This window comes from Xenophilus azovorans DSM 13620 (assembly GCF_000745855.1).
Taxonomy (GTDB): Bacteria; Pseudomonadota; Gammaproteobacteria; order Burkholderiales; family Burkholderiaceae_C; genus Xenophilus; species Xenophilus azovorans.
This window is the reverse complement of the sequence record NZ_JQKD01000053.1, coordinates 20,068-31,275: the sequence shown is the minus strand read 5'-3', so window position 1 is coordinate 31,275 and position 11,208 is coordinate 20,068. Positions and strand designations below refer to the sequence as shown.

Here is an 11,208-nt window from a genome sequence, read left to right as displayed (position 1 = left end):
ATGCACCCGGACGGTTCCACGCGCCGTGGCCGGGGGCCTGGGGCGAGGGCGATTTGTGGGGCGGCGAGGAGCGCAGGCCAGGGGCGGGCGTGCCTGCCGAAGGACAGGCACGCTTCAACTCTGACTCGCTGCACCTGTTTGAACGGAGCGCTCCGCAGGAGCGCGCAGTGAGTTGTGCAGCGCCGCCCCTGGCCGAGCACCGCAGCGAAGTCGGCGCAACGCGCCGACCGCCCCACCATGAGCCCGCGCCCCAGGCCCCCGGCCACGGCGCGCGTCCACGACGTCTCCTGAAGCATCAAGAAAATTACATCCCTGGCAGCGCCAGCCGCGCCGAGTCCTTGACCTCCTCCATCACGGCATAGGTGCGCGTCTCGCGCACGCCGGGCAGCTGCCACAGCACGTTGCCGGCAAAGCGCCGGTAGTCGTTCATGTCGGCGCAGCGCGTCTTGAGCAGGTAGTCGAAGCCGCCGGCGACCATGTGACATTCCATGATCTGCGGGTGCACCTGCACCGCGGCCTTGAATTCGTCGAACACGTTGTGCGTGGTGCGGTCCAGCAGGATCTCCACGAACACCAGCATGCCGGCGCCCAGCTTCAGCGGGTTCAGGCGCGCCTCGTAGCCGAGGATGTAGCCGTCGCGCGTGAGGCGCTGTACGCGCGCCAGCACCGCCGTGGGCGACAGGCCGACCGCCTCGGCCAGCTTCAGGTTGGTGATGCGCCCGTCGGCCTGCAGGGCCGCCAGGATGCGCAGGTCCAGTCTGTCCAGATCGACGGCTTCGTTCGATTGATCTAGAGATTTGTTCATTTTTTCGAATGAAATTCGAACAAAAATTCTATCAATGCCGCCGCATGATGCGCACATCTCCACCGCCCATTCTTCAGCAGGCTTCACCATGGACAACCGCGCACCCGTCGACCCGGCCTTCTTCTTCCGCGGCTTCGCCGGCGGCGCCGACGCCAGCGAACTGCGCCGGCGCATCACCGGGGCCTGCCGGATGCCCGAGCCGCAGGCCCTGGCCGACTTGCTGCCGCAGGCCCGGATGGCGCCCGAGGCCGCCGGCCGCGCCCACGCGTTGGCGCTGCGCATCGCCCAGGGCCTGCGCGAACGCAGGAGCGGGGCCGGCCGGGCCGGCATCGTGCAGGGCCTGCTGCAGGAATACGCGCTGTCATCGCAGGAGGGCGTGGCCCTGATGTGCCTGGCCGAGGCGCTGCTGCGCATCCCCGACACGGCCACGCGCGACGCGCTGATCCGCGACAAGATCGCGCACGGCCACTGGCAGGCGCACGCGGGCCGCAGCGCATCGCTGTTCGTCAACGCCGCCACCTGGGGCCTGCTGCTGACGGGCAAGCTGGTCGCCACGCACAGCGAGACCTCGCTGTCCACGCTGCTCACGCGGCTGATCGCCAGGGGCGGCGAGCCGATGATCCGCAAGGGCGTGGACATGGCGATGCGCATGATGGGCGAGCAGTTCGTCACCGGCGAGACCATCCAGGACGCGCTGGCGCACGCGAAGGGCCTGGAGGCGCAGGGCTTCCGCTATTCCTACGACATGCTCGGCGAGGCCGCGATGACGGCCGAGGATGCGGACCGCTACCGCGAGTCCTATGAGCAGGCGATCCACGCCATCGGCAAAGCATCCGCCGGGCGCGGCGTGTACGAGGGGCCGGGCATCTCGATCAAGCTGTCGGCCCTGCACCCGCGCTACAGCCGCGCGCAGCACGGCCGCGTGATGGACGAGCTGTACCCGGTGCTGCGCAGCCTGGCGCTGCTGGCCCACCGCCACGACATCGGCCTGAACATCGACGCCGAGGAGGCCGACCGGCTCGAACTCTCGCTGGACCTGCTGGACAAGCTGTGCTTCGAGCCCGCGCTGGCCGGCTGGAACGGCATCGGCTTCGTGATCCAGGCCTACCAGAAGCGCTGCCCCTTCGTGATCGACCACCTGATCGACCTGGCGCGCCGCAGCCGCCACCGGCTGATGATCCGCCTGGTCAAGGGCGCCTACTGGGACAGCGAGATCAAGCGCGCCCAGGTGGATGGGCAGGCGGGCTTCCCGGTCTACACGCGCAAGGTCTACACCGACGTGTCGTACCTCGCCTGCGCGAGGAAGCTGCTCGCGGCGCCGCAGCAGGTCTACCCGCAGTTCGCTACGCACAACGCCCACACGATGGCGGCCATCTACACGATGGCCGATCCGTCGGCCTGGCAGCCGGGGCAGTACGAGTTCCAGTGCCTGCACGGCATGGGCGAGCCGCTGTACGAGCAGGTGGTCGGCCCGGCCGAGGCCGGCAGGCTCGGCCGGCCGTGCCGCATCTACGCGCCCGTGGGCACGCACGAGACGCTGCTGGCCTACCTGGTGCGCCGCCTGCTGGAGAACGGCGCCAACACCTCCTTCGTCAACCGCGTCGCCGACCCGACCATCTCCATCGAGACGCTGGTGGAAGACCCGGTCGCGGCGGTCGAACGCATGGCGCAGGAAGAGGGTGAACTGGGCCGGCCTCATCCGGCCATCGCCGCGCCGGCCGCGCTGTACGGCGAGGCGCGCCGCAATTCGACGGGCCTGGACCTGTCCGACGACGGGACGCTGCGCGGACTCGAAACACTGCTCGTGCAGCAGGCCGGCACCGCCCGGCAGGCGGAGCCGATGCTCGCGCAGCCGGTGCCCGTGGCCGACCCGGCGTGGCAGGACAAGCGCAACCCGGCCGACCTCCGCGACGTGGTGGGCCGCGTGCGCGCCGCCACGGAGCCCGAGATCGACGCCGCCCTGCGCGCCGCCGCCGAGGCCGCGCCCGCCTGGGCCGCCATGCCCGCCGCGCAGCGCGCCGCCGCGCTGGAGCGCACGGCCGACCTGCTGCAGCAGGCACTGCCGCGCCTGCTGGGCCTGCTGGCCCGCGAGGCCGGCAAGACCTGCGCCAACGGCGTGGCCGAGGTGCGCGAGGCGATCGACTTCCTGCGCTTCTACGCGCAGCAGGCGCGCGCCGACTTCGACGCCGCCACGCACCGCCCGCTCGGGCCGGTGCTGTGCATCAGCCCGTGGAATTTCCCGCTGGCCATCTTCATCGGCCAGATCGCCGCGGCGCTGGCCGCCGGCAACACCGTGCTGGCCAAGCCCGCCGAGCAGACCTCGCTGATCGCGGCCGAGGGCGTGCGGCTGCTGCGCGAGGGCGGCGTGCCCGCCGCGGCGATCCAGCTCGTGCCGGGCCGGGGCTCCACGGTGGGCGCGCGCATGGTCGCCGACGCGCGGGTGCAGGCCGTGATGTTCACCGGCTCCACCGAGGTCGCGCGCCAGTTGCAGCTCACGCTGGCCGAGCGGCTGGGCTCCACCGGCGCGCCGGTGCCGCTGATCGCCGAGACCGGCGGGCAGAACGCGATGGTGGTCGATTCCTCGGCGCTGGTGGAGCAGGTCGTGGCCGACGTGATGGCCTCGGCCTTCGACAGCGCGGGCCAGCGTTGCTCGGCGCTGCGCATCCTGTGCGTGCAGGACGATGTCGCCGACCGCCTGCTGCACATGCTGCGCGGCGCGATGGCCGAGGCCACGGTGGGCAACCCCGCCGCGCTGCGCACCGACGTCGGTCCGGTCATCGACGCCGGCGCGCGCGAGACCATCGAGGCGCACGTGGAAGCCATGCGCGGCCGCGGCCGGCGCGTGCACCGCCTGGGCCGCTGCGCGCACGACGTGCTGGAGGGCGGCACCTACGTCGTGCCGACGCTGATCGAGCTGGAAAGCATCTCCGAACTGAAGCGCGAGGTCTTCGGGCCGGTGCTGCACGTGGTGCGCTACGCCCGCGAGGACCTGGACGGGCTGATGGCGCAGATCAATGCCACCGGCTATGGCCTGACGATGGGCCTGCACACGCGCATCGACGAGACGATCGGCCAGGTGGTCTCGCGCGCGCGCGTGGGCAACCTCTACGTCAACCGCAACATGGTGGGCGCCGTCGTCGGCGTGCAGCCCTTCGGCGGCGAGGGCCTGTCGGGCACCGGCCCGAAGGCCGGCGGCCCGCTGTACATGTACCGCCTGCTGGCCGCACGGCCCGGCGACGTGCTCGCGCGCGCCGCCGGCTGCGGCCTGCCGGGCTCCGTGCCCGAAGGCCGCGCGCAGGCGCCGTCGCCGGCCTTCGCCGCGCTCGCGGCCTGGGCGGCGGAGCATCGCGGCGAAGGCCTGGCGGCCCGGTGCCGCGAACTGGCCCGCCGCGCCGGTTCGCGCCAGGCGCGCGTGCTGGCCGGGCCGACCGGCGAGCGCAACGTCTATTCGCTGCACCCGCGCGAGGCCGCGCTGTGCCTGGCCGCATCGGAAGACGCGCTGCTGCTGCAACTGGCCGGCGTGCTGGCCGTGGGCTGCCGCGCCATCTGGCCGCTGACCGCCGCCACCGGGAAGCTGCATGCCGGCCTGCCGCTGGAAGTGCAGGGCGCCATCGCCCTGGCGAGCGACTGGAACGCGCCCGGCGTGGCGTTCGACGTCGCGCTGCATCAGGGCAGCGAGGCGGACCTGCGCGCCGCCGCCGCGCGGCTGGCCGAGCGCGACGGCCCCATCGTCTGCCTGCGCCGCTTCGACCCCGGCAGCGACGACATGCCGCTGGAGGCGCTGGTGCTCGAACGCGCCGTCAGCACGAACACGGCCGCGGCGGGCGGCAATGCGAGCCTGATGACGATCGCCTGACTAGAACGCAGGCTCCACCGCATCCGCCAGCGGCCGCGCGGGCGGCACCTTCTGCTTCGCGCGCGTGGCGGCGCCCACGGCCGCGAGCCGGCCGCGGCGCAGGGTGCCGGTCTCGGTCACGGTCTCGCCGGTCAGCAGGTTGGCGCTCTCGCGCGTGCCCTGCCGGCCCTCGATGCCGGTGAGCGCGTCCAGGCCGATCAGCTCGACCATGCCGTCCTGCTCGCGCTCGCGCAGCCGCCAGGTGACGCGCCAGCGCGCGTTCTCGCGCTCGGAGGCGGCCTCGGCGGTGACGCTCAGCACCCGGCCGCGGCCCGCCAGGCGCACCCGCACGTGCGCCGTCGGGTCGTCCAGGCAGATGCGGCAGTTCATGAAGGTGGCCCAGTGCCAGGCCTCGAAGCGGCCGTCGCCGGTGGTGGTGCCGATCAGCAGCGCGTACTGCTCGTCCCGGCGCAGCAGGATGGCCTGCACCGGATTGGGCGAATGCTCCGAAGCCACCTCCACCGGCTCGCCGATGGTCGCCATGTCCTTGGGCACGAAGCTGCGCCAGCGCGGCGCGCCCTGGCCGACGGCCATCGCGGGCTCGGGCCAGGGCTCGGCGGAGGCGGCCGGACCGGGCAGGCATGGCAGCAGCAGCGCGCACAGCGGCAGCAGGAGGCGGGTTCGCAGCGCGGTCATCAGGGCATTGTCCGGACCGGCGGGAGGGGCGGCCATCCGACGGAGCGCATAGGCCGCGCGCCGCCGCAGTCGGTCAATCGATGTTGTCCACGGTGTCCGGGTCCGGACCGTCGCCGATGGTCTCGCGCGTGGCGGCGGCCTGCAGGCGCAGCCAGTCGCAGAAGGCCGCGATCTCCGGGCGCGCGGCGCTGCGCGGCGCCACCAGCATCCAGTAGGCCAGGGGCGAATCGACGCGCTGGCTGGCGGGCAGCACCTCGACCAGGTCGCCGTTGCTCAGGCTCTCGGCGATCAGCGGGCTGCGCGCCAGCACCACGCCCTGGCCGGCGAGGGCGGCTTGCACCATCTGGTAGGCGTAATTGAAGTACAGCCAGCGGCGCGGCTGCACCCGTGTCAGGCCGGCGGCGTCGAACCAGCGCCGCCAGGTCAGCCATTCGAGGTGCGTGCGGTGCGCGTCGCCTGCCTCGATGAGGGTGAAGCCGGCGATGTCCTCCGGCTTGCGGATGGCCGGGCTGCTCTTGAGCAGCCAGGGGCTGGCCACCGGCATCAGCGTCTCGCCGAACAGCCGTACGGCGCCGGCCGGCATGCTGTCGGCCGGGCCGTAGCGCAGCGCCAGGTCGACGTCGGCCACGTCCAGGTCCACCGCCGAGTCGCTGGCGTCGATGCGGATGTCGATCTCCGGGTTGTCGCGCTGGAAGGCCTCCATGCGCGGGATCAGCCACATCGACGCGAAGGAGGCGAAGGTGGTCAGCGCCACGCTCTTGCGCCCGGCGCTGGCGCGGATCTGCCGCACCGCGCCGTCGATGCGCGGCAGCGACTGCTGCACCGCCAGCAGCAGCTGCGCGCCGGCGCTGGTCAGCTCGACGGCGCGCGTGTGGCGCAGGAAGAGCGGCACGCCCACCTCTTCTTCCAGCGACTGGATCTGCCGGCTCACGGCCGACTGGGTGAGCGCCATCTCCTCGGCGGCGGCGCGGAAGTTCAGGTGCCGCGCCACCGCCTCGAAGGCGCGCAGGTGGCCGGCGCCGATGGGGCGGGTGCGCAGGTGGGTCTGGGAGTGCTGCATGAAGGTCCGATGACGCGATTGATGCGAAACCGGAATCAGTAGCCTAGCGCGTTTTCATTGGACTGCCATGAGGCTTGCCGGGATCATTCATTCCCGAATCGCGATGTTCGCGCATTCACCCACCACCCTGAGGAGTCCGTCATGTCCAGCGCCACCGTCTGCACTTCCACCCTGGCCCCGGCCGCGGCCGTGCCGCCGGCCGTGCGCCGCGGCGCCTGGCAACTGGCGGCCGGGCAGGCCACCAGCCTGCGGGCCCGGCGGCCCAGCGTGCTGCGCGTGCGGCAGGGGCGCCTGTGGATCACGCGCGACGCCACCGCGGCCCACGCGAGCGAGGACCTGGTGCTCGGCCCCGGCGAGGCGCTGCCGGTCGCAGCCGGCCAGCGCATCGTGATGGAGCCGTGGGACGGCTACGGCGCCACCTACAGCTGGGACATGCAGGACGGCTGATCAGCCGCCGTGGACGTCGAAGCCCGGGCGCAGCCCGAGGAAGTGCGCCAGCGCGGCCTCGTCGCGCAGCGTGAACAGCGCGCCGATCTGGGCCGCGCCCTCCGCTTCCGCGTAGCCCATGTCGAAGCGCTGATAGCGGCGCTGCGCCAGCGGCCCCTCGTGGGCGATGCATACGCTGGTGTGGCGTGGGTCGTCGGCGATGCGGGCCATCAGCGCCTCCAGCGGCGCGTGCGGGCCTTCCAGGTGCTGGCAGAAGTGCTGGCCGTCGAACACCAGCAGCCCGGTGATCTCGTGCGCCGCGTTGTGCGGCCGTGCGCGCGCCAGGATCTGGGCGATCACCGAAGGCGACTGGCCGTCGGCCAGCGTGCTGCAGTAGAGAAATTCGTAGAGGGGCAAATCGTCCGCCGCAATCGCGCTGAAGGGAGGGACGCGACTGTAGGGCGCCGGCGTGGCGGCAGAAATGTCAAAAGACATGGCACCGCACGCCTATAGTCGCGCGCGTGGACAAAGCCCTGCAGCCTTCCGACGCCGAAGCCGGCGCCATCCTCGAAGCCCTTCGCGCGAACCCGGCCTTCCTGCCCGTGAGCGAGGCCGAGCGCACGGCCATCGAAGCCTTCCGCCGCGGCGTGCGAGGCCTCGGCGCCGGGCGCACCGTCATCGAGGAGCATCGCCGCAGCCCCTGGCTGTTCACGCTCTGCCAGGGCTGGGCCTTCCGCTACAAGACGCTGAGCGACGGCCGCCGGCAGATCCTCAGCTTCCTGCTGCCCGGCGACTTCATGGGCCTGCAGGACGAGTTCGTCGAAGGCACCTCCTACGGCGTGGAGGCGGCCACCGACGTGATCCTGGCGGCGTACCCGCGCGAGGCGCTGTGGTCCTTCTTCCGCGAGCAGCCGCGGCTGGGCTACGCCATCACCTGGATGGTGGCCAACGAGGAGAAGTTCGTCGACGACAACCTCGTCACCGCCGGCCGCCGCAGCGCCGCCGAGCGCGTGGCGATGCTGCTGCTGCACCTGTACCGCCGCGCCGAGCGGGTGGGCATGGCCGCGCACGGCTGCGTGGCCTTCCCCTTCTCGCAGCAGCACCTGGCCGACGCGCTGGGCCTGTCGCTGGTGCACACCAACAAGACGCTGCGCAAGCTGCAGCGCATGGGCCTGCACCGGCTGGAGGGCGGCGTGCTGCAGATCCTGGAGCCGCACGCGCTGGAGCGGCTGGGCGACTACTTTGAGCGCCCGCTGCGGCCCACGCCGCTGCTCTGACGCCGCTCAGGCGGCCGCGCGCGCCGTCCACGCCAGCGTGGCGGCCGCCAGGTCCTCCAGCGCCGAGCCCACGGCCTTGAACACCGTGCGCTCGCGCGCGCTGCCGCGGCCGGCGCGCTCGCCGCGGCACAACTGCGCCAGCGTGCCCTGCACCGCGTCCGCGCGGAAGCTGCCGGCGGCGATGGCGTCCAGCAGGTCGCCCGCCTTGAGCAGGGCTTCCTCCGTGTCGACGTAGACGCGCGCGCCGCCGCCGAAGCTGGCCGCATCGGCCTCCTTCATCTGCGGCGTGAAACTGCCGATCAGGTCCAGGTGCGAGCCTTCGGCCAGCCAGGCGCCGCGCACCAGCGGCGCGGTGGCCAGCGTGGCGCAGCTCACGATGTCGGCCGCGCGCACGGCCGCCTCGAGGTCGGCCGCCGCCCGCGCCGGCAGGCCGGCGGCGCGCCACTGCGCGGCCAGCGCCTCGGCGCCCCCGGGCCGATGGTTCCACACGGCGATCTCCTCGATGCCCGGCCGCACGCAGCGCATCGCCTCGGGCAGCAGGCGCGCCACCCGGCCCGTACCCAGCACCAGCAGGCGGCGCGCGTCCTGCCGGGCGAGGAAATCCGCGCCCAGCGCCGCGGCGCCCGCGGTGCGGCGCGCGGTGATCTCGTTGCCGTCCAGCAGCGCCAGCGGCACGCCGGTGGCCGCGTCGTACAGCACGTAGGTCGCATGCAGTCCCGGCAGCCCGCGCGCGCCGTTGCCGGGGAAGATGTTGATCGTCTTGATGCCGAGGAAGGCCTCGTTCCAGGCCGGCATGATGAGCACGGTGCCCTGCGCCTCGCCGCCCTGCGCGATGGTGTGGACGTGGCGCGGCGGCACCTGCGCCTCGGCCGCGAAGGCGGCGCGCAGGGCGGGGATCAGGCGGTCGAGGGGCAGGGCGGCGCGGGTGGCCTCGGCGTCGAAGGGCTGCATGGCGCAGCAATGTACGCCGCCCGGGTTGCGCCGCGCCGCCCGATCCCGTAGGCTGGCCTTCGCCAAGCGTTCCAGGAGATACGCCATGCCAAGCCGATCGAACGGCCACTCCGCCGGGGTGGCCGATATCCAGGCAGTGCGCACGCTGGCCCTGTTCGGGGCCGCCGCCACCGGCAAGACCACGCTGGCCGAGGCCCTGCTGCAGCAGGCCGGCGCCATCGGCACCGCCGGCAGCGTGGAGCGCGGCAGCACCGTCAGCGACCACGACCCGCTCGAGCGCCGCATGCAGCATTCGCTGCTCGCCTCGGTGCTGCATCTCACCCACGCCGACACCCGCGTGCACCTGCTCGACACGCCCGGCAGCCCCGACTTCGTCGGGCACAGCCTGCCGGCGCTGGAGGCGGTGGAGTCGGCCGCGGTGGTGCTCAGCGCCACCGCCGGCGTCGACCCGATGGCGCAGCGCTTCATGGCGCAGGCGGCGGCGCGGCGGCGCGTGCGGCTGCTGGTGGTCAACAAGATCGACGCGCCGGGCGCCGACTGCGCCGGCCTGCTGGCGCAGCTGCAGGAGACCTTCGGCCGCGAGTGCCTGCCGCTGAACCTGCCGGCCGAGGGCGGCAGCCAGGTGCGCGACTGCTTCTTCGCCCGAGAGGGCACGAGCGACCTGGGCCCGGTGGACGCCGCGCACCGCGCGCTGGTGGAGCAGGTGGTGGAGGTCGATGCCGGCTTCGTCGAGCGCTACCTGAACGACGGCGACGTCGATCCTTCCGAATTGCATGCCCCGCTGGAGCAGGCGCTGCGCGAGGGCCACCTGATCCCCGTGTGCTTCGTCTCGGCGCGCACCGGCGCCGGCGTCGCGCAGCTGCTGGATGCGATCGTGCGCCTGCTGCCCGACCCGGGCGAGGCGAACCCGCCGGACTTCCTGCTGGGCGAAGGCGAGGCGGCGCAGCCCATCGAGGCGCTGCCGGATCCCGCGCGCCACGTGCTGGCCCACGTGTTCAAGCTCACGCTCGATCCCTTCGTCGGCAAGCTGGGCGTGTTCCGCGTGCACCAGGGCACCATCACGCCGGGCAGCCAGCTCTACGTGGGCGACGGGCGCAAGCCCTTCAAGGTCGGCCACCTGTTCATGCTGCAGGGCAAGAACCACGAGGAGGTGCCGCAGGCGCTGCCCGGCGACATCGTGGCCGTGGCCAAGGTGGACGAGCTGCACTTTGACGCCGTGCTGCACGACGCCGCCGAGGACGCGCACGTGCACCTGGCGCCGCTGGCGCTGCCGGTGCCCGTGCACGGCCTGGCGGTGGAGCCGGTGCGCCACGGCGACGAGCAGCGCATGTGGGAGATGCTCTCGCGCGTGGTGCAGGAAGACCCCTGCCTGCGGCTGGAGCAGGTGGCCGCCACGCACGAGACGGTGCTGTACGGCCTGGGCGAGTTGCACCTGCGCGTGGTGCTGGAGCGGCTGGCCGAGATCCACAAGTTCGAGGTGCGCACGCGGCCGCCGCGCATCGCCTACCGCGAGACCATCACCGCGCCGGCCGAGGGCCACCACCGCCACAAGAAGCAGACCGGTGGCGCCGGCCAGTTCGGCGAGGTGTTCCTGCGCGTGGAGCCGCTGCCGCGCGGCGGCGGCTTCGAGTTCGTGGACCAGGTCAAGGGCGGCGTGATTCCCGGCCAGTTCATGCCCGCCGTGGAGAAGGGCGTGCGCGAGGTGCTGGCGCAGGGCGCCATCGCCGGCTACCCGGTGGTGGACGTGCGGGTGGTCGTCTACGACGGCAAGCACCACAGCGTGGACAGCAAGGAAGTGGCTTTCGTCGCCGCCGGCCGCAAGGCCTTCCTGGCGGCCGTGCGCGAGGCGCGGCCGATCGTGCTGGAGCCGGTGGTGCAACTGGAGATCGCCGCGCCCGAGCCGGCCATCGGCGACATCACGGCCGACCTGTCGGGCCGCCGCGGGCTGGTCAACGGCACCACCGCCGGCGGGGCGGGCACGGCCGTGGTCAAGGGCCTGGCGCCGCTGGCCGAGTTGAGCGGCTACCAGTCGCGCCTGAACGCGCTGACCGGCGGCCAGGGGCGCTACGCCCTGCAGCTGTCGCACTACGAGGCAGTGCCGCCGGCGACGCAGCAGCAGTTGATGGGGCAGTGGCGGGGGGCGGCAGAGGACTGATGC

The 11,208-nt window shown here is 72.9% G+C and carries 9 protein-coding genes; 4 read left to right on the top strand and 5 right to left on the bottom strand.

The window, feature by feature from the left end; all coding sequences use genetic code 11:
- Nucleotides 1-304: 304 nt before the first annotated feature.
- Nucleotides 305-805: an Lrp/AsnC ligand binding domain-containing protein gene (locus tag Q392_RS22170; protein ID WP_051953852.1), complete on the bottom strand. Its 501-nt coding sequence runs from the start codon at nucleotides 803-805 to the stop codon at nucleotides 305-307.
- Between the two features lie 34 nt (nucleotides 806-839).
- Here Q392_RS22170 and putA point away from each other — a divergent pair, with 34 nt between their 5' ends.
- Entirely contained in the window at nucleotides 840-4,661 is a 3,822-nt protein-coding gene (putA, locus tag Q392_RS22165) for a trifunctional transcriptional regulator/proline dehydrogenase/L-glutamate gamma-semialdehyde dehydrogenase (protein ID WP_157008144.1), read from the top strand.
- Here putA and Q392_RS22160 read toward each other — a convergent pair whose 3' ends face one another.
- Nucleotides 4,662-5,336: a hypothetical protein gene (locus Q392_RS22160; protein ID WP_038212492.1), complete on the bottom strand. Its 675-nt coding sequence runs from the start codon at nucleotides 5,334-5,336 to the stop codon at nucleotides 4,662-4,664.
- Nucleotides 5,337-5,409: 73 nt separating this feature from the next.
- Nucleotides 5,410-6,396 (bottom strand): LysR substrate-binding domain-containing protein, encoded by a 987-nt coding sequence (locus Q392_RS22155; RefSeq protein WP_038212491.1) that lies wholly within the window; start codon nucleotides 6,394-6,396, stop codon nucleotides 5,410-5,412.
- Between the two features lie 141 nt (nucleotides 6,397-6,537).
- On the opposite strand from Q392_RS22155, the gene Q392_RS22150 reads away from it, so the two are divergent.
- On the top strand, nucleotides 6,538-6,843 hold the full coding sequence (locus tag Q392_RS22150; RefSeq protein WP_038212488.1) for a DUF2917 domain-containing protein: 306 nt from the start codon (nucleotides 6,538-6,540) through the stop codon (nucleotides 6,841-6,843).
- Here Q392_RS22150 and Q392_RS22145 read toward each other — a convergent pair whose 3' ends face one another.
- Nucleotides 6,844-7,239 carry a BLUF domain-containing protein gene (locus tag Q392_RS22145; protein ID WP_038212485.1) on the bottom strand — a complete coding sequence of 132 codons (396 nt, stop codon included), beginning with the start codon at nucleotides 7,237-7,239 and terminating at the stop codon, nucleotides 6,844-6,846.
- 104 nt (nucleotides 7,240-7,343) lie between these two features.
- Here Q392_RS22145 and Q392_RS22140 point away from each other — a divergent pair, with 104 nt between their 5' ends.
- A complete protein-coding gene (locus Q392_RS22140; RefSeq protein WP_211260279.1) occupies nucleotides 7,344-8,099 on the top strand; it encodes a Crp/Fnr family transcriptional regulator in 756 nt (251 codons plus the stop codon).
- 6 nt (nucleotides 8,100-8,105) lie between these two features.
- On the opposite strand, the gene lhpI is transcribed toward Q392_RS22140, so the two are convergent.
- Nucleotides 8,106-9,050, bottom strand: a complete 945-nt coding sequence (gene lhpI / locus Q392_RS22135) for a bifunctional Delta(1)-pyrroline-2-carboxylate/Delta(1)-piperideine-2-carboxylate reductase (protein WP_038212482.1) — start codon at nucleotides 9,048-9,050, stop codon at nucleotides 8,106-8,108.
- Nucleotides 9,051-9,135: 85 nt separating this feature from the next.
- Here lhpI and fusA point away from each other — a divergent pair, with 85 nt between their 5' ends.
- On the top strand, nucleotides 9,136-11,205 hold the full coding sequence (gene fusA, locus Q392_RS22130; protein ID WP_038212479.1) for an elongation factor G: 2,070 nt from the start codon (nucleotides 9,136-9,138) through the stop codon (nucleotides 11,203-11,205).
- Nucleotides 11,206-11,208 lie beyond the last annotated feature (3 nt).